The 25,325-nt window shown below is 35.1% G+C and carries 20 protein-coding genes; 4 read left to right on the top strand and 16 right to left on the bottom strand.

The window, feature by feature from the left end; genetic code table 11:
* Positions 1-186: 186 nt before the first annotated feature.
* The 5 genes from AC4BB2_RS04795 to AC4BB2_RS04775 form a co-directional block, all read right to left on the bottom strand.
* On the bottom strand, positions 187-1,971 hold the full coding sequence (locus AC4BB2_RS04795) for an ABC transporter ATP-binding protein (protein WP_490474293.1): 1,785 nt from the start codon (positions 1,969-1,971) through the stop codon (positions 187-189).
* The gene (locus tag AC4BB2_RS04790) at positions 1,971-3,722 is read right to left on the bottom strand and encodes an ABC transporter ATP-binding protein (protein ID WP_490474292.1); all 1,752 of its coding nucleotides are present in this window, start codon (positions 3,720-3,722) and stop codon (positions 1,971-1,973) included. Before AC4BB2_RS04790 ends, AC4BB2_RS04795 begins: the two co-directional genes overlap by 1 nt.
* A gap of 163 nt (positions 3,723-3,885) precedes the next feature.
* A complete protein-coding gene (locus AC4BB2_RS04785) occupies positions 3,886-4,107 on the bottom strand; it encodes a YneF family protein (RefSeq protein ID WP_069633758.1) in 222 nt (73 codons plus the stop codon).
* Between the two features lie 241 nt (positions 4,108-4,348).
* On the bottom strand, positions 4,349-5,242 hold the full coding sequence (locus tag AC4BB2_RS04780; protein ID WP_490474291.1) for a deoxyribonuclease IV: 894 nt from the start codon (positions 5,240-5,242) through the stop codon (positions 4,349-4,351).
* 227 nt (positions 5,243-5,469) lie between these two features.
* Positions 5,470-5,922 carry a DUF1801 domain-containing protein gene (locus AC4BB2_RS04775; RefSeq protein ID WP_490474290.1) on the bottom strand — a complete coding sequence of 151 codons (453 nt, stop codon included), beginning with the start codon at positions 5,920-5,922 and terminating at the stop codon, positions 5,470-5,472.
* A 247-nt stretch (positions 5,923-6,169) separates the two neighbouring features.
* On the opposite strand from AC4BB2_RS04775, the gene AC4BB2_RS04770 reads away from it, so the two are divergent.
* Positions 6,170-6,511: an iron chaperone gene (locus tag AC4BB2_RS04770; protein WP_490474289.1), complete on the top strand. Its 342-nt coding sequence runs from the start codon at positions 6,170-6,172 to the stop codon at positions 6,509-6,511.
* Between the two features lie 229 nt (positions 6,512-6,740).
* Positions 6,741-9,221 carry a transglycosylase domain-containing protein gene (locus AC4BB2_RS04765; RefSeq protein ID WP_490474288.1) on the top strand — a complete coding sequence of 827 codons (2,481 nt, stop codon included), beginning with the start codon at positions 6,741-6,743 and terminating at the stop codon, positions 9,219-9,221.
* A 43-nt stretch (positions 9,222-9,264) separates the two neighbouring features.
* On the opposite strand, the gene ccpA is transcribed toward AC4BB2_RS04765, so the two are convergent.
* Entirely contained in the window at positions 9,265-10,266 is a 1,002-nt protein-coding gene (gene ccpA, locus AC4BB2_RS04760; protein WP_490474287.1) for a catabolite control protein A, read from the bottom strand.
* A gap of 213 nt (positions 10,267-10,479) precedes the next feature.
* Between ccpA and AC4BB2_RS04755 the strand changes: the two genes are divergently transcribed.
* Complete coding sequence (locus tag AC4BB2_RS04755; RefSeq protein WP_490474286.1) at positions 10,480-11,580, top strand: M24 family metallopeptidase; 1,101 nt, start codon at positions 10,480-10,482, stop codon at positions 11,578-11,580.
* A 51-nt stretch (positions 11,581-11,631) separates the two neighbouring features.
* Here the strand turns inward: AC4BB2_RS04755 and AC4BB2_RS04750 are convergent, their stop codons facing one another.
* The 6 genes from AC4BB2_RS04750 to hprK form a co-directional block, all read right to left on the bottom strand.
* On the bottom strand, positions 11,632-12,222 hold the full coding sequence (locus AC4BB2_RS04750) for a YtxH domain-containing protein (protein WP_490474285.1): 591 nt from the start codon (positions 12,220-12,222) through the stop codon (positions 11,632-11,634).
* Positions 12,223-12,245: 23 nt separating this feature from the next.
* Complete coding sequence (locus AC4BB2_RS04745; protein ID WP_490474284.1) at positions 12,246-12,686, bottom strand: DUF948 domain-containing protein; 441 nt, start codon at positions 12,684-12,686, stop codon at positions 12,246-12,248.
* Positions 12,687-12,900: 214 nt separating this feature from the next.
* On the bottom strand, positions 12,901-13,797 hold the full coding sequence (gene galU, locus AC4BB2_RS04740; protein ID WP_490474283.1) for a UTP--glucose-1-phosphate uridylyltransferase GalU: 897 nt from the start codon (positions 13,795-13,797) through the stop codon (positions 12,901-12,903).
* Between the two features lie 20 nt (positions 13,798-13,817).
* Positions 13,818-14,834, bottom strand: a complete 1,017-nt coding sequence (locus AC4BB2_RS04735) for an NAD(P)H-dependent glycerol-3-phosphate dehydrogenase (protein WP_490474282.1) — start codon at positions 14,832-14,834, stop codon at positions 13,818-13,820.
* A 312-nt stretch (positions 14,835-15,146) separates the two neighbouring features.
* On the bottom strand, positions 15,147-15,977 hold the full coding sequence (gene lgt / locus AC4BB2_RS04730) for a prolipoprotein diacylglyceryl transferase (protein WP_490474281.1): 831 nt from the start codon (positions 15,975-15,977) through the stop codon (positions 15,147-15,149).
* Between the two features lie 121 nt (positions 15,978-16,098).
* A complete protein-coding gene (gene hprK / locus AC4BB2_RS04725) occupies positions 16,099-17,037 on the bottom strand; it encodes an HPr(Ser) kinase/phosphatase (protein WP_490474666.1) in 939 nt (312 codons plus the stop codon).
* Positions 17,038-17,293: 256 nt separating this feature from the next.
* Here hprK and AC4BB2_RS04720 point away from each other — a divergent pair, with 256 nt between their 5' ends.
* A complete protein-coding gene (locus AC4BB2_RS04720; RefSeq protein WP_490474280.1) occupies positions 17,294-18,262 on the top strand; it encodes a GIY-YIG nuclease family protein in 969 nt (322 codons plus the stop codon).
* Positions 18,263-18,364: 102 nt separating this feature from the next.
* Here the strand turns inward: AC4BB2_RS04720 and AC4BB2_RS04715 are convergent, their stop codons facing one another.
* From AC4BB2_RS04715 to liaX, 4 genes are all read right to left on the bottom strand, one after another.
* A complete protein-coding gene (locus AC4BB2_RS04715; RefSeq protein ID WP_490474279.1) occupies positions 18,365-22,369 on the bottom strand; it encodes a MucBP domain-containing protein in 4,005 nt (1,334 codons plus the stop codon).
* A gap of 324 nt (positions 22,370-22,693) precedes the next feature.
* The gene (locus tag AC4BB2_RS04710) at positions 22,694-23,053 is read right to left on the bottom strand and encodes a phage holin family protein (RefSeq protein ID WP_490474278.1); all 360 of its coding nucleotides are present in this window, start codon (positions 23,051-23,053) and stop codon (positions 22,694-22,696) included.
* Entirely contained in the window at positions 23,053-23,376 is a 324-nt protein-coding gene (locus tag AC4BB2_RS04705) for a PspC domain-containing protein (protein ID WP_206843294.1), read from the bottom strand. The genes AC4BB2_RS04710 and AC4BB2_RS04705 overlap by 1 nt, the downstream gene beginning before the upstream one ends.
* A gap of 194 nt (positions 23,377-23,570) precedes the next feature.
* Positions 23,571-25,169, bottom strand: coding sequence for a daptomycin-sensing surface protein LiaX (liaX, locus tag AC4BB2_RS04700; protein ID WP_490474277.1), 1,599 nt, complete (start codon positions 25,167-25,169; stop codon positions 23,571-23,573).
* Between the last annotated feature and the right edge of the window lie 156 nt (positions 25,170-25,325).

The following is a 25,325-nucleotide window of genomic DNA, read 5'->3' as shown; positions in this document are numbered from 1 at the left end:
AAAAAATCTCAAAAAAAGAAAAAAATGGATATAAAAATGAAATAAATTTCAAATAACAAATTTTTATTTAATCTAAATTTTAATTTAAGTACATTTAAAATCATCAAAACCTCATATAGATACACTAGTTATAAGTACAAAAAAACAACAGGAAAAGCATTAAATGCTTTTCCTGTTGTTTTTTTCTTAACCCTCACTACTTTGTAACTTGTACATATCTGCATATAAACCATTTTTCTCTAATAATTTGTCATGATTGCCTCGTTCAACAATAGTGCCTTTATCCAATACTAAAATCAGGTCAGCATCTCTAATTGTCGACAATCGGTGGGCAATAGCAATCGTTGTTCTACCTTGACGCATGTTTGCTAATCCTTCTTGAATCAAACCTTCAGTTTCTGTATCAATATTAGCTGTCGCCTCATCTAATACAAGAATTTTCGGATCTGTCACCATTGTTCTAGCAAAAGAAATTAGCTGGCGTTGTCCGCTTGAATAACTAGCACCACGTTCAATCACTTTTGCATGATATTTATTTGGCAAAGTTTCAATAAATTTATCAGCTTGAACAAATTCTGCTGCTTTTTTGATTTGATCATCTGTGATTTCTTGATTTAACATACGAATATTTCCAGCGATATCACCATAAAACATAAATGCATCTTGTAAAACCAGCCCAAGTTTTTTCCTTAATTCTGGTAATGGATACTCACGAATATCGCGATCATCAATCAATATCTCTCCTTCATAAAATTCGTAAAAGCGCATCAAGACATTGATAATTGAACTTTTCCCGCTACCTGTATGCCCAATCAGCGCAACTGTTTCACCCGGATTTGCAATAAAGCTGATATTCTTCAATACCTTATTCTTACCATCATAAGAAAAACTAACATTACGAAACTCGATTTTCCCACGTAGGATTTCGCCATTAGCTCCGGCATTTTGCTGAGGAGTCAATTCATCATTGTCGAAAATTTTCAAAATCCGGCTGCCAGCTACCATACCATCTGTAAAGACACTTAGAAAATCCATCATTTGAGTCATAGGATTAAAAAAGGCTTGCACATAAGTCACAAAAGCATAAATCAAACCAACTTCTACTGGCGAGTGCAATGCGTCATATCCAAACAATGTCAATGTCAAGGCAATCGCCAATGTGTATAGAAAATTAATGATTGGCCCCAAAAGTAATGAATTTGTCTTAATCATCGAAAAACGTGTACGCAAATAATCATTATTGGTTTCTTCAAACTCTTTTTCTAAACGGTTTTCTTGTCGGAATTGTTGTATAATTTGCATACCTGAAATATATTCATTTAATTTCGTATTCAACTGACTTAATTTCTCACGCATGCTTCTGTAAATTCTTGAACTAAATTTTTGATAGTACCAAATCACCACCAACAAAATAGGCAAGAAAATCAAATTATATAAAGCAATTTTCCCATTAATTTGAAACATGGCAATAAAAGAAGAGACTACAGCAAAAATTCCCGTTAAAACCATCAAAAATACATACCAAAACTCAAATAACGTTTCTGTATCATTCGTCACACGAGAAACAATCGAACCAGCAGGGGTTTGATCAAAGTAACGCATCCCTAATGTTTGCAATTTTTCAAATAGCTTCACGCGAATATACTGATAGGTTTTCAGTGAAGCTGTTGAATATAAATACCACTGGAAAAACCAAATAACACTTTTAACAATCACACCAAACAAATACAAACCGGCAAAAAAGAAAATCACTTGATTGGTAGCTGTTTTAGGTGTTAAATAATCGTCCATAAATAGTTGAATGATTCTTGGTAAAATAATATTCACAATAGAAAGAATCAAGGCAAATAAAATTGCTGATAAAAATGTACGCCGAAATGGTCGTGCAAATTTAAACAATCGTCTAACGATCGAAACTTGTTCTTTTAATGGAACTGATTTTGTCCATTCTGATTCGTATTTTTCTTCCATTATGCTTCACTCCCTTCAATTTTCGCTTCTAATTGTTGTTTATCCCACATCCGTTTGTACCACCCAGCCAATCTTAATAACTCTTGATGGGTACCACGTTCCACAATTTTACCTTCATCTAGCACAAGGATTTCTTTGGCATGCATGACACTACTTAATCGATGTGCTGCAATAATTGTTGTTTTTTCTTTTCTAGCTTCTTTTAAGTTTGAAAGGATTGCTTCTTCTGTTTTAGCATCAACAGCCGATAAGGCATCATCTAATATTAATAATTCAGGCTCTACAATCAATGCCCGAGCAATTGAAATCCGTTGTTTTTGCCCACCAGATAAGGAAACGCCCCGTTCTCCAACTAATGTATCGTAGCCTTTTGGAAAAGCTTTGATTTCATTGTTGATAAATGCCATTTCAGCGGCTTTTTCTACTTCTTTTTCCGTAAAATCAGGATTAGCAAATCGAATATTATCACGAACCGTCATTGAAAATAAAAAATGATCTTGAGGAACATATCCTAATGAATTCATCAATGCGTCTAGTGTATAATCTTTAATATCATACCCACCAAAAGTAATTAGACCTTTATAGTTATCATATTCCCGCATCAATAATTTTAATAATGTTGTTTTCCCAGCGCCCGTTTTCCCAACAATTCCCAGCGTATCTCCTTCACCAATCGTAAATTTAATTTGCTCCAATATTGCTTGATCATCTTTTGGATAAACAAATTGGGCAATTTCCATTGATACTCGACCTTTAGCTGGTGTTTGGATTCCATCTTTTTTCTCAACAATATGGGTTCTTTCATGTAAAAGCTCATTCACACGATCATAACTAGCATTTCCCCGCTCTAATACATTAAACAAACGACCAATTGCAAACATCGGCCACACGAGCATTCCAATATAGCTTATAAATGAAATCAACTGACCGATTGTAATCGTCCCTTCCATAATAAAACGTCCACCGATAATAATCGTCAGTACATAAGAAATCCCAATAATCAATGTAATAAACGGATCAAACAATGCATCTAAAAAGTTCACTCGTTTATTTTTGACAATAGCATCGTCGATTTTTTCTGTAAAATCTTGAATATCTTCTTTTTCCTGTCCAAAAGTTTTGATAACTTTCATCCCAGTAATACTTTCTTGTGTCTTATCATTAATCGTTGAGAAGGCTGCTTGTGAATCTCGAAAAGCATCATGTAATTTTGATCCCAATACTCTCGAAGTAACAGCTAACAAAGGCAACGGAATCAATGCAATCAACGTTAAGCGCCAATCAACAAATAAAATCATTGCGACAATTGTTGCGCCACCTGTAATCATTGAATCTGCAAAGGTTAAAATTCCCGCTCCAGCAACATTTTGGATTGCATTCAAATCATTGGTTGCATGAGCCATCAAATCTCCAGTTCGATACTTCTGATAAAAGACATTATCCATTTTTGTGAAATGATGAAACAATTGACGTCTTAAATCTTTTTCGAGTCTCGCGGCACTCCCCCATATATGAGTACGCCAAATATAACGAAAAACATATTGCGCTAAAGCTGCTACCAACAAAACAACCACCCAAAATAAAATAGGTTGAATCATTAAATCTTTCGTAGCGATCTTATCAACTACAATTCCAATGACCTTGGGTGGAACTAGTTGAACCAATGCAACCATGATCAGTGAAAATATCCCAATAATATAACTTTTTTTCTCCTGTTTGAAAAACCACCCTAATTTTTTAAATATAGACATGTACATTCTCCTTTTCTACTTTACCTACTTGTCACTCACACCATTCTTTTGTTGTTTTACCATCTCAATACAACTCCTTTCATTAGTTAAAAATAAGCACAAAAAAACGGACTAAAAAATCAGCCCGCTTGTGTTTTGAATTATGAATAGCTCGTAAAAAACCTTATTTATCCCCTTGGTTCTTCATTTGCTGCATCATTTGACGAATCTTCTTCTCAGAAGGTTTTTGTCCCATAGACATCATCATCATTCGTAACATATCCTCATTAACGGGAGGATTCTTTTTGAAATAGTCTTGCATATATTTGCGCGCAAGGAAAAATCCACCTGCTGCACCTACTAATAAAGCGATAATCGCGATTAACACTACTAAACCTGTTGACATATAAATCTCTCCTTTCTACCTAGAAAAGCCAAACAAGAACTTCTGCTACTTCATCATTCATGCAGTCACTATTCTTGTAAAACTTACTATTTTTTAGTTTAATGGGGAATTTATCCCAATTTTTTATAAATTGCTCTCAAGAAATCATTTTACTAGAAAGAAGCCAAAAAGAAAAGGTCTTTTGTCAGATTCCTCACAAGAAATTTACAAAAGATCATCTTCTTCCAATTTCCTTCTGATTTTATGAGCTTGTTTCGATTTTTTCTAATAAATCTGGATCAAATTTTTGTGATTTTAACATGGCAATTTCATAGCCGTAAGGTGCTTTACTTGTTTTTTTATCTGCCCCTACATATGGCGTTTCCAAAATCTTTGGTAAGTCTTTTAATTTTTCATGATGAACCACTTTATTCAACGCATCAAAACCAATCGTACCAAAACCAATATTAGCATGACGGTCTTTATGAGAACCCATTGGATTTTTAGAATCATTAACATGAACCACTTTTAAGCGATCCAATCCAATGATTTTATCAAATTCTTCTAGAACACCATCAAAATCCTCTTTAACATTGTAACCAGCATCATTAATATGACAAGTATCCATTGTTACAGATAATTTCTCATTTAATTTAACACCTTCAATAATCGTTGCTAATTCTTCAAAAGTACGTCCCAATTCCGTTCCTTTACCTGCCATTGTTTCTAACGCAATTTGCGGTACTTGTTCTTTCCATAAAACTTCATCAAGTCCCTTGATAATTTGTTTTAACCCAGCATCTACTCCAGCACCAACATGAGCTCCTGGATGAAGAGTGATTTGTTTTGCACCTAAAGCATGAGCACGCTCAATTTCTTGACGTAAAAATGAAGTAGCAAAACCAAAATTCTCTAATTTTATCGTATTTCCTAAATTGATAATGTATGGTGCATGAACAACAATATTACTCAAATTATGCTCAGCCATATACTTTTGACCAGTCTCTATATTCATTTCTTCAATTGGCTTACGACGCGTATTTTGCGGCGCACCAGTATATATCATGAACGTTGTCGCATCATAACTCGCAGCTTCTTCTGCTGATCCTAATAACATTTTTTTACCACTCATACTAACGTGTGAACCTAATAACATAATGATCCTCCTAATTTTAAAAACGTAGCAAGCTTGTTTAAGCTCAAACGGGAAATAGGTAAAATTGACTTTGGCTCTCTTTACCTCATTCTATTTTTATTTTTTTTTCCGAAAGGCTAGCACGTAAAGCTAAATAAACTTATATTCCTTAAAGTCTTTCATCCTTTAAAAGAGTACGTGAAAGAATGAAAAAAAACAATGTTTTTGCTTCTTTAAAACAATAAACTTTACTTCTTATCCCTCTTTGCAAAACGCGTATAACTATCGATCCATTCTTCCATCGAAATTTTACCAACTAACTCACCAATCAACTCATAAGGAATATTTTTCGGATTGCTAAATCGAATACAGCTTTTCCCCATGTTTAACTTCGTAGGAACTGCCTTTCGATATTCTTCTTGAAACCATGTCAATATTTTTTTGTTCCCCATAATTCCCATATGATACAATGACAAATGATTTTTCTGAGCAGCCAGACTAATAAACGGTAATGGTTCGTCTTCTCTGTCTAGATAACCACCAGGAAAAATACTTAAAGGAACAACATATGTCGGCAGCCCATATTGCAGACACAAAACAAATCCTTCTGGTATATTGTCAGCAATGACCTTAGCCAATCGTTGATAAGATTCATCCCATTTTTCGTCAATGTTTTCTACATAATGCTTTACTTCATCCATAATTACTCTCCTTTATTTTACTTAAATTGGGTGATAGAACTATTTTGGGATGCCAGCTTTTCAATTGAATAGTATTTAAAATAATATTCATTCCTTCAAATATTCACTCTATGTTAAACTTCATATATAGTTTACCATAGAACAATCATTTCTTTTACTTTCTAGTTTTTTCAAATCAAAACAACTCAAACTAACAATATATAATGGTATAATAAAACAAGAATAAACAAGAAAGTAGGTACGTGCTATGACTATCATTGAAGAATACATCTCAAAATCACCAGACGATCGTCAGGAAAAATTACAGCAACTCTATACTTTAATCAAACAACTCGTTCCTCAAGCATCGGAAAAAATGACTTATGGGATGCCAACCTTCTATTTAAATGGTAATTTAGTCCACTTTGCCAATATGAAAAATCATATCGGTTTTTATCCTAGCCCATCTGCTATTATAAGCTTTAAGAATGAATTGACTAGCTACAAAACAAGTAAAGGTGCTATCCAATTCCCTGCAACTGACGAATTACCTATAGATTTAATCAAAAAAATCGTATTGTTTAGAATAAAAGAAAATACAGATGAATAATAAAAATGTGGACGATTTTTATTATTCATCTGTATTTTACGCCTCAATCTTACTTTGATTAACAACATAATTACGTCATTTCACTATTATTCTATAACTATCTTGTATCTAAAGTAAACAAGAGAAAACACAAAATTTTAGTCTATACATATTAATTTTTTTGATAGAATATCTATGAACTACCTGAACAACTGTTCATTATTGATTTTTTTTGCTATAATATCACGGAATGTATCATTATATTGAGGTGAAGCTTTTGGACAATCAGAATAATTCCCCTAAAACGGAACAACATTCTAATAAATTACCAGAAAAGAAAAAAATTTTTTTGATCATAAATGTAGTGATTCGTGTATTGCAATCATTATTTGTTTTTGCAGTAGTCTTGCTTCTATTGGGCGGTTCTTTAGGACTTGGTATAGGTATGGGCTATTTTGCTTATTTAGTTGAAGGGACTCAGCCGCCAACAAAAGAAGAACTCCAGACTGAAATTAGCGATATCAGTGAAGTTTCTAAGATGACTTATGCTGACGGTACTAATATTGCCATGATCAAATCTGACCTTGTCAGAACAAGAGTGGACGGAGAACATATCTCTCCATTATTAAAAAAAGCAATTATTTCTACCGAGGACGAATACTTTGAAGAACATAAGGGTGTCGTTCCAAAAGCTGTTATTCGTGCCCTTGTTTCCGATGCAACGGGCTTTGGCGGATCTTCTGGTGGATCAACACTGACACAACAGTTAGTCAAACAGCAGATATTAACAGACGAAACAACATTCAAACGAAAAGCTAATGAAATATTACTTGCTTATCGTATTGAAAAGTTTTTTTCAAAAGATGAAATTGTCACTACCTATTTAAATGTCTCTCCTTTTGGTCGTAATAATAAAGGAGAAAACATTGCTGGTGTTGAAGAAGCAGCAAAAGGACTATTTGGCAAAAGCGCCAATGATTTAACACTTCCACAAGCGGCTTTCATTGCCGGACTTCCTCAAAGTCCAATTATCTACACGCCCTACAGTAATACAGGTGCGCTGAAAAGTGATGAGAATCTTTCCTATGGAATGAAGCGAAAAGACTTTGTCTTATTCAGTATGTATCGGGAAAAGGCTATCACCAAAGAGGAATATGAAGCTGCAAAAAGCTATGATCTAAAACAAGATTTTCAACCGCAACAAGAATCTAATCAAAATACTGAAGGCTATTTATATTATGCTGTGATGGATCAAGCGGTTAAAGTAATAATGGATACTAACATAGAAAAAGCAGGCGTAAAAAAAGAAACATTGGACGACCTAGGACTTTCTCAATATGAAGAGCAAGCACGAAGAGAAATTCAAAATCGTGGTTATACGATTCATTCAACAATCGATCAAACAGTCTATGATACCATGCAAAATGCTGTAGCAAACTTCGGTTATATGCTGGACGACGGTTATGGTGCTGGACTTGTCGAAACAGGAAATGTATTAATGGATAACAAAACAGGTAAAATAATCGGATTTGTTGCTGGTCGCGATTACAATGTGAGCCAAAGTAATCACGCCTTGAATACAATCCGTCAAGTTGGATCTACCATCAAACCAATCTCGGTTTATGGGCCTGCTATTGACCAAGGAATGATTGGTTCAGAAAGTCGATTAGCAAATTATCCTACTTCCTATAGTGGGGGCGGCGAATTAACAAATGCAACAAATTCTGGTACTAATACATTTGATACCGTACGACATTCATTAGAATGGTCTTACAATATTCCCGTCTATCATTTAAATGAAGCAATGAAAAAACAAATGGGTGATGACAACTTTTCCTACAATAACTACTTAAGTAAAATGAATTACCCTGCTGATGACGGTTGGGCTTATGAGTCCGCTCCTTTAGGGGCAGTTGAGGCAACCGTTCTTACCCAAACAAATGGCTTCCAGACACTAGCCAACAAAGGACAATATCAAAAAGGTTATATGATTGATAAAATCACAGACAACAGTGGAAAAGTCATTTACGAACATAAAGAAACGCCAGTTCAAGTGTACTCTCAAGCAACTGCTTCAATTATGAATGACATGATGCGCTCTGTGTTAGATTCAAAAATTACTACTCCATTCAAAAATATGGTCTCAGGACTCAATCCTGCATTAAGTAACGTTGATTGGATTGGTAAAACAGGAACGACAGATTTATACAAAGACGCTTGGCTAGTCGTTTCTACGCCAACAATTACTTTAGGTTCTTGGACTGGTTATGACATTCCAACTGCTATGAGTCCAAATAGTGGAGATCAAAATAGTGCTTACCTTGCTAATCTTGCCAATGCAATTTATTCTGTTAGACCTGACTTATTCGGTGCCGGTGAAAAATTCGCGCTTTCAAACGACGTGATTAAATCGACCGTTTCAAGTTTTACAGGTGAAAAGCCTGGAACATTCACTTATAATGGTGGTACTTATACGGCACCAGGTCCAAATGTTGTCTCTTTCTATGCAAAAGGCGGAGCACCTAAAGGACAATATAAATTTGGATACGGCGGATCAGATGCAAATTATAGTACTTATTGGAGTCGTTATGCTACTCCAAACAATTCTTTCACAGCACCTTCTTCAAATTCAGGCTCATCAACAACACCTTCTTCTTCTGAGAAAAAAGAAGATACTAAAAAAGATGAGGACAAAAAAGAGAATGTTACACCCAGCTCAAGTGGAAACTAAAAAAGCAGTCAACTGATTCTCAGTTGACTGCTTTTTCATCTCTTTATTTCGTAGAACCTTTTTGATCCATACCATAGGGTAAAGTAACTGTTTTATCTTCAATTTCTTCTTTATTCATTAATTTTGTCAATAAACGCATTGAAACTGCACCAATATCATATAATGGTTGCGTCACACTTGAAAGACGTGGACGAGAAACTTCTGTCAGTAATGAATTATTGCTTGTAATGATTTCAAACTCTTCCGGTACTTTCACACCCGCGTCAATCATGCCATCCAATAAACCGATTGCTAATTCATCATCTGTCACATAAGCTGCTGTTGCCCCACTGTTACGGATACGTTCTGCTAACGAGATCCCAGCTTTAAACTTATATTCAGACTCAAAAATCAAACCTTCATTATAAGATAAGCCATTATCAGCTAAAGCTTCTTTATAACCTTTGATACGGTTTTGCCCATTAATTGGATCAATCAATGCTCCACTAACAAATGCAATTTTTTTATTTCCATTTTTAGCTAAAAAACTCGTCGCATCTTTTGTTGCTTCCTTATAGTCAATGTTTACACTGCCTACTTGCTCATCAGGGTCAATCGAACCAGCTAAAACAACAGGTGTTTTAGACCGAGAAAATTCGCCACGAATCTCATCAGTAATATGGTGTCCCATGAAAATGATTCCATCAACTTGTTTTGCCAAAAGATTATTTAATACGTTCACTTCTTTTTGATCATTACCATCTGAATTTGCTAAAATAATGTTGTATTTATACATCGTAGCAACATCATCGATACCTCGAGCTAAGGAAGCAAAAAAGATATTGCTGACATCAGGAATAATTACACCTACAGTCGTTGTTTTTTTACTTGCTAAACCACGGGCTACAGCATTGGGACGATAATCTAAGCGATCGATTACTTCTAACACTTTTTTACGTGTAGCTGGCTTCACATTGGGATTACCATTTACTACACGAGATACCGTCGCCATGGATACATTTGCTTCACGCGCAACATCATAAATTGTAATTGTTTGTTTTTCCATGTCTATTCTCCTAAATATTTATAGTTATTTGCATTTTCTGAAAACGCCGTTTACATTTCTAAATAAGGATAGCAGAGTTTTTTTGTTTTTGCAACCGTTTTATCCTATTTTCATGAAAATATACTCTATATTTCAAAAAGCACTTTCCCCCATTTCATGGTATGATAAAGGTAAGTTTTACAGCAAATAGCATTATAAGAAAGAAGGATATTTATGAATCAAGAAAAAATCAATGATCTGAAAAAATGGATGGCTAATGAAAATGTCGATCTTACTTATATTAGTGATCCTGGACATATTGCCTACTTTTCTGGCTATGAAAGTGATCCTCACGAAAGAGTTTTAGCTTTATTTATCTCATTAAATCATGATCCCTTCCTATTTACACCTGCTTTAGAAGTTGAAGATGCAGAAAATAGTTCTTGGATCTATCCTGTTTATGGTTATCTTGATAGCGAAAATCCTTGGGAAAAAATTGCCCAACACATTAAAAATAACGAAATACCAACTACAATCGCAACAGAAAAAGATGCCTTATCTGTTGCACGTTTTGATCGCTTAAACTATTACTTCCCAACAAGTGATTTTTCAGCAAATGTTACGCCAGTCATTGAAAAATTACAATTAATAAAAACACCAACTGAAGTTTCTAAACTCATGGAAGCTGGAAATTGGGCAGATGTTGCTTTAGAAATTGGTTTTAAAGCAGTTAAAGAAGGCGTAAAAGAGCAAGAAATATTAGCTGAAATCGAATATCAACTAAAACGCCAAGGTATTCGCTCTATGAGCTTTGATACATTAGTATTAACTGGAAAAAATGCAGCTAGTCCTCATGGAAATCCCGGAAGCTCAACAGTAGCCAAACATGATTTAGTATTGTTTGATTTAGGTGTAGTTTACAATGGCTACTGCAGCGACGTTACACGAACCGTTGCTTATAAAGAACCGACAGACTTTCAAAAAGAAATCTATTCAATTGTTTTAGAAGCACAATTAAAAGCCATGGATGCCATAAAACCAGGAGTCACAGCTGGTGAGCTAGATGAAGTTGCTCGTGGTGTCATCAACAGTTACGGTTATGGTGAGTATTTCAATCACCGTTTAGGACATGGCATTGGTACAACCGTTCATGAATATCCGTCTCTAGTTACGGGGAATGATTTGGTTATTGAAGAAGGCATGTGTTTTTCTATTGAACCAGGTATTTATATTCCTGGAAAAGTCGGTGTTCGTATCGAAGATTGTTTACATGTAACCAAAACTGGTTGTGAAGCTTTTACAAAAACACCAAAAGAATTATTGGTTATTGACTAATAGCTAAAAAAACAAAGCCCCTATCACAGGGAGCTTTGTTTTTTATTATGTCTATTTGTCTTTAACGTCTTCTACTGTTTCTTTAACAGCTTTTTTTGTATCTTGTTTTGCTTCTTCTACTTTTTCTGGCACATCTTTGGTTACTTCTTTTGCTTCAGTAATTCCTTCTGAAACAGTTTCTTTTGCTTTTTTAGCTGATTCTTTTACATCAATAAAAATATCATCAGAAGCATCTTCAGCAATATCACCTAGTTCGTCTACTTGATCATTTACATCTTGAGCAGTCTTTTTAAAACGGTCAGTTAAATCACCCGTTTGTTTTTTAAATGATTCTAAAACCGTGTCAGATACACCTTGTGCTTTGTCTAAAGAGTCTTTTGTTTTGTCTTTAACATTGCCAGCTAAATCACCAGCTTGCTCACCTAAAACGCTAGCTTTATCTTTAGCAATTGACGATAATTCTGAACCTTTTTGCATTGCATAATCTGTATAATCAGTTGCTTTATCTTTAAAATCATCTGCTTGGTTTGCTAAATCCTCACGTAATTCTTTACCTGACTTTGGTGCTAATAAAAGCGACGCTACTGCCGCTGCTGCTCCACCGATAATCGCACCTAAGAAAAATCCACCTTTTTTTGCCATGTTTATTCCTCCATTATCTTTTATTATTTAGTTGATTGACTTGCTTTTGATTGTTTTGAACGTAATGCTCTAAACGCTGCTCCGCCAACTTTACTTACAACTCCTGCTTTAGCAGTGGTCTTACCAACAGATCCGACTTTGCCAAGTAGATTTCTGCTAGAATAATTAAGTTCAGAAACACTTTCACTTAAATCAGCTACGGCTTCAAATAACGGGTCAATTGTTGCGACTTTCTTATTAACATCGTCTAATAACTCATTACTCTTTACTAATAGTCCTTCTACTTGTCTAGATAAAATATCTACATCTTTTGTTACAACCTCAATTGTTTTATTCGCTTCATCAACTGTGGTCGTAACTTTCTCTACTGTTTTGCCTATTTTTATCAATACCAGAATAATAAACACTACTAATACAGCAAATGCCACTGCAGCAATAATCGCTGCAACCTCTCCACCTGTCATTCTCTTGCTCCTCTCGTCAAATATTCCATGCTCTTAGAATAACACCAACTGATATTTTTCACAAATGATTCAGTTAACTTTGTTATTTTAATTATAACAATTTATGGTACCACTCTCCACATTGATTTAAAACATTTCGAGTTGTTTTTTACAAAAAAAGGCAGAACAACTTTGCTCTGCCTTCAAAAGAAAAAATGATTTGAATCGTTTTTCTCTATTTCTTTTTAGATCCTTCTTCTTTAGAAAGTTCCGCTCCTAGTTCGATGATATATTCACGTAGATTATCCTTCACTTCTGGGTGAACCAATCCATATTCAATACTTGTTTTCATAAAACCAAATTTATCGCCTACATCATAACGTTTACCAGTAAATTCTCTAGCAAATACACGCTGCGTTTTATTCAACGTATCAATCGCATCTGTTAATTGAATCTCACCGCCGGCACCTGGTTCTTGTGATTCCAACACATGAAAAATTTCAGGTGTTAGCAAGTATCTTCCAATAATTGCCAAATCGCTTGGTGCTTCTTCTGGTTTCGGTTTTTCAACAAAATTATTCACGTTATACAAACCTTTAGAAACTTCAGCTTCTGGATTAATAATCCCGTATTTTGATGTTTCTTCATGAGGAACTTTCATGACAGCGATTGTTGATGCATGTGTCTCTTCGTAATCATTCATCAATTGTTTTGACAACGGAATTTTATCTTCCATGATATCATCACCAAGCATAACAACAAATGGTTCATTTCCTACAAAAGCTTTCGCTTGTAAGACGGCATGACCTAAACCTTTTGGATGAGATTGACGAATAAAATGAAGATTAACATCCGTCGTCTCTTCTACTAATTTCAACAAATCTGTTTTGTTTTTCTCACGAAGATTACTTTCTAATTCGAAATTTGCATCAAAATGATCTTCGATAGGACGTTTTGCTTTTCCTGTAACGATCAAAATATCTTCGATCCCTGAAGCCAATGCTTCTTCAACAATAAATTGAATCGTTGGTTTATCAACGATTGGCAACATCTCTTTTGCCATTGCTTTTGTCGCCGGTAAGAATCTTGTTCCCAGTCCAGCTGCTGGAATAACTGCTTTTTTTACTTTCATGCCAAATGGCCTCCTAATAATTATATTGAAAATTCATTCTCTGTTTTACCATCACGTAACATAATTTCTTTTGCTGCTTGTTTTACATCTTTACCTTCATATAATACCTTATAAATCGCTTCTGTAATCGGCATATCAACATTTAACTGCTGAGAAAGCTCATAAGCGGCTTTCGTTGTGGATACCCCTTCAACGATCATCCCCATATTTTCAAGAACTTCATCTAAACTATGCCCTTTACCCAGTAGATTTCCAGCACGCCAATTACGAGAATGAATACTGGTGCAGGTAACAATCAAGTCTCCCACCCCACTTAGTCCAATAAAGGTTAGAGGATTGGCTCCCATCGCTACACCTAGACGACTAATTTCAGCTAAACCACGTGTCATAATCGCAGCTTTCGCATCATCGCCAAAACCTAATCCATGAATCGCACCAGCGCCTAAAGCAATAATATTTTTTAAAGCCGCACCTGTCTCTACACCAATCACATCATCATTTGTATATATTCTAAAATAATCATTCATAAATAATGATTGAACGTACATTGCATCTGCTAAATTCTCACTTGCAGCAGTGATTGTTGTAATATCATGCACAGCTACTTCTTCTGCATGACTCGGACCGGATAAAACAGCTACACCACGTCTTTTCTCTGCTGGAATTTCTTCCATCAAAACCTCAGATATGCGCTTATGACTTCCCTGTTCCAACCCTTTACTCGCATGAATGATCAATGGTTGATTCGTACATTTAGCTGTAAATTCTTGAGCAACAGTCCTAATCGCTTTGGTAGGAACAACAAACAAGACCGCATCCGCACCTTGAATACATTCCTCCAATGATACCTTTCCTTGAATAGACTCTGGAATAACTAAATCAGGAAGATAATGATGATTAGTATGGTACATATTGATTTCATCAATTTGTGCTTTATTATGTCCCCAAATACGAACCTCATGACCATTTTCTGCTAAAACTTGGGCCAATGCAGTTCCCCATGAACCAGGACCTAAAACAGCAACTTTTTGTTTCATTGGTGAAAATCTCCTTTCAAAATAAGAAAAGCTGAACGAATTGTTTAGCTCTGACTGAAAAATAGGAAAAACTAACTGAGTCGCTTTTTGACTCATTTAGTTTTTATCTTTTTTCCGAAGAGCTGATTTGGTGAAGCTAGATCATAGAAAAGCTGAACAAATCGTTTAGCTCTGACTGAAAAATAGAAAACTCTCTAAGTATCTAAGCATTTTTCAACTTCTTATTTCTTTAAATAACCAAATTAAATGACTAATTTTATAACTTTTATACCCAACTAGTATTTTAACATAGCTTAGCTGGAATAGGCAGTACTAAACTGTCTTTTTTGCAGTTCCCTGTTGACGATCATAAAATTTTACTGTACCTTTTTTACGACGAATGACTACGGTCACTATTGCACCGAAAAATAACACAAGAGAAACCAACTGCGAAACTCGAATATTTCCAAAAGCATATAAACTATCTGTCCGCATTCCTTCAATAAAGAAACGTCCAAAAGAATACCAAATAAGGTAACCTAGAAAGACTTCGCCTTCTTTTAAGAAATTTTTCTTTCTCCTTAAAACAACCAAAACAATAAATCCTAAAACATTCCATATAGATTCGTATAAAAACGTTGGTTGATGATACGTTCCATCAATATTCATGTTATCAATAATAAACTTAGGTAAATGCAAACCTTCCAAAAAAGTTCGTGTTGTTGCAGGTCCATACGCTTCATGATTCATAAAATTTCCCCAACGACCGATTCCTTGCGCCAAAATCACACTTGGTGCTGCAATATCTAAAAAGGTCCATGTTGATATGAATCGATGTCTTGTAAAGAAAAATAAGGCAAGTCCTCCACCAATCAGCCCCCCATAAATTGCCAGTCCACCATTTCTGGTCAAGAAGATTTCAATTGGATTGTCAACATAATCTTGCCATTGAAAAATCACATAATACAAACGAGCACCAATAATTGCACTTGGCAAGCCCCATAACATAAAATCAATTACATCATCTTCTTTTAAACCGACACGAGCTGCTTCTTTACTACTTAACCAAACAGCTAGTACGATCCCTGTAACTATAATAACTGCATACCAGTAAACAGATACTCCAAAAAGATTAAGTGCAACTGGATTTACTTGTCCTAACATTTGGCTTCCTCCTAAATCTAAAAACTGACTGAACGATTTCAGCTCTGATTGAAAAATTGACTGAGGTACTTTTTACCCTATTCAATCGTTATCTTCATTCCAAAATGACTAACTCACAAAACTAGTTAGCACCAGAATTTTCCTCAATTAACCTTGTCAAACGATCTTCAAATGCTTTTGTCGCATCATAACCCATTGTTTTTGCACGGAAATTCATTGCAGCAACTTCAATAATAATTGCTACGTTTCGTCCAGTTTTAACAGGAATACGAATTTGCGGAACGTCCACACTTGCAATTTCAACCATTGCATCATCTGAGCCCAATCGATCATATTTTTTATCTTTTTCCCAAGCTTCTAAATAGACTACAAGTTGTACCTGCATAAAACCACGTACAGCACTTGCACCAAATAGATTCATTACATCAATGATCCCAATACCGCGAATTTCAATCAGATGTTGCAAAATCTTAGGTGGTTCACCCACAACGGTTAATTCATCTTGCTGATAAACGTCTACTCGGTCATCTGCGATCAATCGGTGACCACGCTTGATCAACTCTAACGCTGTCTCACTTTTACCGATACCGCTATCGCCTTGAATCAAGACACCAAGTCCATAAACATCAACTAAGACACCATGTACGCTAGTTCTTGCCGCTAAACGACTATCTAGATAGCTTGATAATTCCCCTAACAATCTTGATGTGGAAATTGGGGAGCGCAAAACTGCCAAGCCTTTTTCTTTCGCTGCTTGCACCATTTCCACTGGAGCTTCTAATCCTCTAGAAATAATAAAAGCCGGTGTATCCTTCTCACACAAACGACGCATAACCATCAAGCGTTCTTCTGGTATCATCCGTTCAGAAAATGTAATCTCCTTACTACCGAATAACTGTAAGCGATTGTGAGGATAATAATTAAAATACCCAGTCAATTCCAGTCCAGGACGAGAAATATCTCCTGTTGTAATTTCTCTATTTAAACTTTCTTCATCGCCATAAACGACTTCTAAAGAAAGCTTTTCTACCAGTTGATGAATTTTTACAACTTCTTCCATATTTATCATTCATTCCTTTCCAAATCTCTACTCGTTCCATTTTATCATTTCAGGTGGCAAGTTTCTAGCTATTAGGAAGATTGTTCTTGTTTTGTTTGTATTCTCAGTGATTAATATTTCTCACTATCCTCCTTTTATTCAGAAATAGGTTTCCACCCACTAATTACCAGTTAAACATTGACTATCCTAAATTAATTTGTATACTTAATTTGTATCACTGTATCCAGTCAAAAACAATCAATTGGATGTGTTTCTTATGAAAAATAATTTAAAAGAACAGGTAAGAAAACTGCCTATAACTCCAGGTGTTTATTTAATGAAAGATAAACACGGAACAATCATTTATGTAGGTAAAGCAAAAAAACTACGGGAACGTGTCAGCAGTTACTTTGTTAAAAACAAACAACATTCAAGTAAAACCATTCGGATGATTCAACAACTAACTGATTTTGACGTTATTCAAGTAGATTCTGAGCTTGATGCTTTTTTACTAGAATGTCAATTGATTCAAGAATATCGCCCACTCTATAACCGGCAGATGAACTCTTTTGAAAAGTATAAATATATTGAAATCAATAACGAAAAAGAAGAACTTTCGATTAATATACGCACTGTTCCAATGAAAAAAAATTGTTTTGGTCCTTTTTCTATCAATAGAAGACTTCCAGAACTAAAACGAATTTTAGAAAACCTATATGGATTAAACCAAAAAAATTATTGGCAACAGTCTTTCTCTGAAAGTGCCACGCCTCCATTAGATCGTGAAACTGCTTTTACAGAATTACTTGGTGCGTTTACTCTGAACAATCAACTCCCACAAAATCGTTTAGAAACAAAAATGATTTTAGCTTCAGAAAATCAATCATTCGAAAAAGCAGCAACCTTACGCGAAAATTGGCAATTTCTAACACGCTTTTTCAATCAAAATAAAAAATTGATTCTAGCATCTCAAACCGATTGGCAATTTTTATCTATTCCGATTGGATCAAAAATAAAATATTTTCTGATTTATCAAGGTCTTGTTATAAATAGCCGAACACTGACGAAACGGACCTTTACTAAATATACACCTAATGAACTTGCAAAAAAGATTCTTCCTAAAAATAAGCCCGAAAATATTCAGCAGTTTTCCAAAGAACAAGTCGATTTTATCAATATTTTATACAGTTATATTAATCGACACAAAGAATGCCAACTAATCGAACTTACTGACCCCTTTGCATAAAAAATATAGAAAAACACAGCTGATTTTTAAGAATGTTCCTCAAAATCAGTTGTGTTTTCTTTTTAAGAATAGCTAATGAATCTATTCTTTATTTAAATTCCTTTACTTCGCATCTTCCAAAGTAATCGTCATTTTCGCCTGATATTTTCCAAGTGCCTTTAAATCACCTGGTTTCAGGTCAATCATAAATCCATCGCCTTTAGACCAACGCTCCTTCGTCACATCATAACTTCCTGAAGCTGTATTTAAGTAACTGAAGATAACGATATTTTCACTTGACAACTGTAATTCATTCTCCTGATCGCTGTACTTAATTGCATCTGGTATCTTAACTTGCGGATTCTCTAAACTAGTTAGTGGCTGATCTAATTTGGCTTTTAGGTTCCATTTCACCTTATCTGCCCGTGTATCAGATACCACAAGAGGTTTCCCTATAATTTTAGGATCTTTGTACTTCGCTGAAAAAATGGTTCCTTCTTTTGTTCCAAAATCTAATATATCGGGAGCTGAAAGAATTTCTAAGGTACCAGTAAATTGGTACGTAAAATTATTATTTTCTTCCCCAGAAACAATTGTGATGAGTTCATCAACAGGTGCTTTCACTAACTTATAGTTGTCTTCTTTCAGCTGAGTGAGAACATCCGTAATTTCCTTCACCATTGTCAAATCAACCGTTGTACCTATAACTTTGACATCAGTGTATGCAGGCCTTAATACTTTTCCTTTTTCATCTAAAAAGTTAACAGTTAGGGTGTTTGTTCTTTTTTTAACCGTATAAATGATTGGCCCACTAGTAGATCTTACAGGAAAATCGGTCTCATTTTCTGGGCGTCCAATCACTTCATAATTATCCTCTTCCAATTTTTTTATTGCTGAAAGGACATCACTATCTTTAGTTAAATCAAGAGAACCAATCTTTCTCGTTATTGTTAGTCTATCAATCTTGTTTCCCTCTTCGTCAACAATTTGAACGTCTAAGTTTTTATCGACATCAAAATCATAAAATTCTTCTTCGTCCTCGGAAGAGAAGGTATAGTTTTCCTCCGTAATAGGTACACCCCTCAACACAAAATATTTTTCTTCCATAAGATGATACAACGTAGATTTTACAGCTTCTTCCTCCCTTAGATTGATTGTCGTACCTATTCTTTTTTTCAATACAACAGACGAAGTAAGTTCCTCCCATTGATCATTCATAAAGTAAATGGTCAATCGGGAATGTGTTCGAAACTTATAAGTGACTGTTTGAGCTATATTGTCGTCAATTTTGTATGCTGTTTCATTTAATGGACGTTCCGTTACCACATATCCTTTATCGGTTTGAGCCTTAATGGCATCTGTTATAGCAGTATTAGCTGTTAAATCGACTGCGCTACCTACATTCCCAGTTAACACAATTTGAGGGGAAAGTTCTAAATTATCTTCATCGACGAATGAAACAGCTAATGTTGATTGATCCGTTACTGTAATATTGATGGTTTTCTTGTTCGTTTCAGTTCCTTTTTCCGCTTGAATTTCAGCGGTATGGGGTTTTGTTGCATCTGGAGCATTTGTTAAGGTTGTATTTAAAATAGATAAATCAATCCCTGTCGTTGCCCCTGTTGCTAAATCAAACCCTACTGCGCCTGATTTTTCTAGAATCAAGGCTTCTAATTCAGCCTTTGTTTTGCCGGCTAATTCACTTTTTTCGATAGAAAAGTCGTCAGCCCCTATTCTTATGCCCGTTGATGGTAAGGGAGTCTCTTCTGACACCAGTACAGGAACTTTTATAACAACTGTTTTGTCAGTTTGCTTTTCATCCGTCATTCGAACTTCTGCAAATTGTACTCCTAATTTTGAGGTATCAACTGGTTTTGCTTTGTTCACATACTCAAAAGCTGCTGTGTGTCCTGGTAATACAGCAGGGTCTTTGATTAATGACTCAGCCGTCTTAGTCCAAGTACTTCCTTTTTTGACTACCTGTCCGATTGGTAAACCACCGAAAGCATAGGCATTGATTTTTATACTAGGCTCTTCCTCTGACGATAGTCCAGACTCCGCACCTACTTCATTAACCGCAATTAACGATGTTTCATACGTCTTGATTGTGCCAACTTTGTCATTCAGCTGTTTTGGTAACTTATCTTTTATATTGATACTTCCGTTTGCATTACCTGCATCATCCCCTGTAAAAGGATACCCAACAGTCTCACCATTTGGATAGGTCGCATAAAGGTTCCCACTACCATTATACGTTTTACTAGGAATAGAACTTATCTTGTAGTCTACATTGAAATCCCCAGCATAATCGGAATAGACATTAAATTCTTCTGGCGTAACATTTAGATGCATATACGGCAATTCCGTTCCAAAAAACATCTCATAGCCACCCTTGATCGCCTTATCAGGTTCTACAACCTTCCAAGGAGCTCCTAATGCAAAGCCAGACATAGCATCTGGTTTATACATTAGAGCACCATTTTTGTATTGTTTACTTTCATCTCCTGGGGTAGTAAAACCACTCCCAAAATAATTTTTTCCACTCATTAGCCCCAAATCAATAACACCAGGCTTCACAGTACCCCTAACATAATTCTCCCCAACCTTATATTTTGTATAGTCTGAAAGCCACTGTCCTTTATTATCTTTCAATTTTACCGTCAGTCTCCTATTGTACTTTGGGAGACTGTCATTTTTGTATGTCGCAGAAAACCCGATGTTATTATCCCCTACTGCGTAAAATGGCATCGCTAATACAGTACTCACTATCTGCAGCCCCGTAGGTTCAAACAATGCAAATTTTTCAGATTTAGTGGAAAGATTATACATACTAAACATAATTAAAAAATTCAAGTTTTTCTGCAACGATAAATCGTAAACATACATCACTTTATTCGCATCATCGACGACAACTTCTTTTATTTTGTCTCCTTTGCGTAGGAAATATTTAGCTGATGCATTTTCATACGCAAATGGGCCATATCCGACACCTTTATCGCTAGACCAAGTACCTCCTATATTTAATCTGTGGTCATATAACGGTCCATAATATCCCTTACTATCAACCTTACCTGGAACAGTTTTTGTTCGCTGTGTAAGATAAACGAATCCCCAATCATTGCTATCCACCATAACAAATCCTATATCATTCGATTTACTCGCATCATCATAGACCCCTCTAAAGGGCATTCCTATTCTGCTTCCATTAATCGGGTTGGTCAACCCTTTCTCTTTTTGAGTAAGCACAGATGGCTTAAGATTTCCTGGTACCCACTCAGGATTCGGAGGATCCATGGGAACATTTTTCCACCCTTCAATCTCATCGTCTCCAAAAATATCATCTGGAACAACCGTTGCTCTGATTGGTTGCGTGAGTGATTCAGTTCCTACTTTAACCGTTACTGTAATCTCAGCACTTCCACGAAGTGTATTCACAATGGGAGCGTTGGTGACAGTCGCAGTTAACGCAGCTCCGGAGCTTAGCTCCCACGTTTTCATCGCCAATCGTTTTGTCAGGATAGCAATAATATCAGCGTTGTTTTTTCCTTTAATCTCACTTGCTTTTAGTAATGGGGTATTATAGCTTAAGCCTGCTTTACCTCCAATTTCTACCGTTTCATCCTCTGTGATTACTGTCACAGGAACAGGAACCACTTTTGTATTTTCCGGATTTGTTTTGTCTGTCATTTTGATGTAGCTGATGTGAAGGCCAGATTTACTTGAGTCAAAGGTATTCGCTGGCTCGGTTGGCTCTCCTGCTTCGTTGGCTACCCATTCATAGGATACCTCGTTTTCTGTTTTTGGCACTCGTTTCGTTGCGAAAAGTTCGTTGTATCCTGACTCAGAATTAAGATCTGGAAACTTCTCATATAACTTCACGACTAATGGTTTTCCTTCCACAGAAGCTACTTTCTTTGTTTGTTCTTTTTTTTCAGTTTTTTTCTCTGTTATACTAGTTGTCGGTTCTTCTTTTTTTGTTTGTTCTTTGTTTGTATTACTTGTTTGTTCCTCTTTATCTGTCTTTGCCTTGATAGCAGTACTTGGCAAAAATACCCAACTGGTTAGCCCGATTCCTAAGAAGACTAACCCGATAAAAAATCTGATTTTCAACTTTTTCTTATTATTCATTTGCTTCTCCCCATTGCTTCTCCCCATTGCTTCTCCCCATTTACATAATAATAATATATGCTTATTTAGTATAAATTATTATTATTTGGGAACATAGCCATCTTTAGCTCTATTTCCACTAAAAAAAAAGCATTAAATGAAATATACATATAAAATTATTCGTACAAACGAATTCAATATAAAATAAAAACTTTTAATTAGCTTAAAAGTTTTTTCATATATAAATTTTGTTTGCTAATTAATGATTCCCAACATTTTCTTCAAACCTGTTTATCTTATCTATAAAAAAAGGATAAAACCCAACTTATCGTTTGGGTTTTATCCTTACTCACTGTATTTATCTATATTACGTTCACTAACAATCATATTCACTAAAGACATGATCACTGCCATTAGAATCGCTGCTCCAAAACTGGAAAAACCGAAATTCATTTCTCCAACAAATGAAGAAGTCATTTTTAAAATCGCAGCATTCACAATGAAGCTGAACAAACCAAAGGTAAGTAAAGTAAATGGAAGCGACAAAATCGTCAACACTGGTTTTACTAACATATTCAATATAGAAAGCACAAATGCTGCAATGACTGCCATCCAGATACTTCTCACATAAATCATATTCGGAAAAATTACTGAGAGTGAAACAAATGTCAACGTATTAACGATCAGACGTTGAAAGTATGTCATTAGAAGTCACTCCAGTCATCATCGTTGACTTTTTCCGCTTGTTTTCTTTGTTTGTGTTCATTTGCATATGGATTTGGATTACGAGTATTTCTATTATACGGATTTTTATTTCCATAATTATCATAATTTCTGCTTCTACCAGAAGGAAGTAATACCGCTAACGCAATGTAAAGCAAGAATCCTGGAAAACCTGCAGAGAAAATAGCAAGAATAACATAAATCACTCGTACGATGGTAGGATCGACACCGATCCACTCAGCAATACCTGCTAAGCTTCCTGTTAATACCACATTATTAGGAGATTTTGTTAATTGTTTTTTCATCTCTTTTCACCTCTCATCTTTAAAATTATACACTAGAATGGATGGCGAGACAAAAGTTTTTTCATTTGAAAAAAACTGAATTGTTTCCTTTTTGCCCATCCTTTTTTAGTATCCCCTGATCAAAAGTTAAGAGTTTTTCTCTTAACTTTTGTTCAAGGAATTGACACGTTTTATCTCTTCACTGCTCTACACATTTATTTATCCGTATCTTTTAAATAAATGTTTCCTGTTGTTGTAGAAGCATTGATTTGCGCCATATCATCATCATTTAATCGTCTAAATTGTAGTAATTGGTTGGTTCTTTCTTTCTTTTCACGAATAACTTCATAATCACTTAAGCGACTATTAATAGTACCTAAGCTTGTTTTTACTGTTCCTTCGACGCCTAGTTCGTTCGGTAATGCGATTTTGACATTGCCATTTACAGAATTTGCTTCTATTTTACGTAATGTTTTTTCTTTAGCTGTAATGCGGACATCTCCATTGATTAATGAAACGCCAATTGTTTGAGGTGTTGCAGCGATAGTCACTGTTCCATTAACGGTTTCGATGATATTATCTAAAATTTCACCGTCTAAAACTTTGATATCTCCATTTACACCTTCGATTTCAAGCATTGTTGCATCAATTTTATTAAATGTAATTGAACCATTTGTTGACTTAGTGTATACGTCTTTCGCTTTCAATGATTCAACAGATACATTGCCATTCAATAACTTGATGGAAACGTGATCGAATGTTCTTTCTGGTAAGTAGAAAACCAAGTCTGCACGGACACGTTTGTTTGGTATTTGGAATGAAATAACTTCATCATCTACATCAATTTGGCTTCTTTCCAAAAAGGCTTCAAGTGGCGTTTCTGCATCCATCTTACCGTATAGTTTGATTTTCCCTTCAACTTTAACATCCAGCTGATCCCATGTTTTAAACACGATATTTCCATTGGCAACTTTAACATCAATCAAGCTTGCTTGTGGTGTCGGATAATTAAATTCATGATCAAACTTCGTTGTAGCAACACCAGGAACTTTAAAGCTAACATCCTTCCATTCCATATTATCATTCATTGTTTCTGAGAATGAACTAAATGTTTTCTTAAGGAAAGAACCTAATTGAGAACCAGCTTCACTCATTTTTTCACCGACTTGATTGATTGTATCGGTTGCTTGATCTTTCCAATCATCTGGAATATCAAATTTTGAAGTAACACGGTCCTTTGTTTCAGACCATTGTTCTTTACGAATATTTTTTAATTCCATTTCTAAAACAATTTTTTCTTGAACCCGTTCTTCTAAAGAACCTTCTAAAGCTTTAATTTCTTCTTCTAATGACGTTCTTGCATTTAAATCTTCGTTAGTTAATTCGCTTAACTCTTCTTTGGTATTTAATTCCATTAATTTTTCTTGTGCTTCTTTAATTTCTTCTTTGACACCAGCAATTTCAGCATTAATTTCATCTAATTCTACTGATGCTCGATTTGCTTCTGTCGCTAGATCATCAAGGATTTGTTCTAGACGTTCATGATCTTGAGCTTCTTTTGCTTTAACTTCTTCATCGGAAACTTCTGGTTCAATGTCTTCTTCCTTTTGTTTTTCTAACTTATTTAATAAATCTACGACTTTATCATTTTCTATTGTGTCAGCAGTTGGATTTGTTACATTTACTTTGTCGGCAGCTTTTTTGATTTGTTTCTCATCTTTTTCTGTCGCCATGTTTTCTAGTAAGACTAAAGCTTCCTCTGAAGATAGGATACCTTTTTTTACTAAGTCTAATACTCTTTCTCTTTCTTTCATGGAAATTGCCTCCTTAGCAAATTTTTCACCCGAAGGTGTTTTCCTTATGTACCTATTATGCCTTCTTTTTTGTTCTTTGTCATAGGACTTAAGAATGAATTTTACCTTGTACTTCCGTACAGTATCAAAAATATGAAAAAAAGAAGAAGATATCTC

This window comes from Enterococcus sp. AAFC-DPL-5146 (assembly GCF_058216635.1).
The sequence above is the reverse complement of the archived record's forward strand: the minus strand, read 5'-3'. Positions and strand labels throughout refer to the sequence as shown.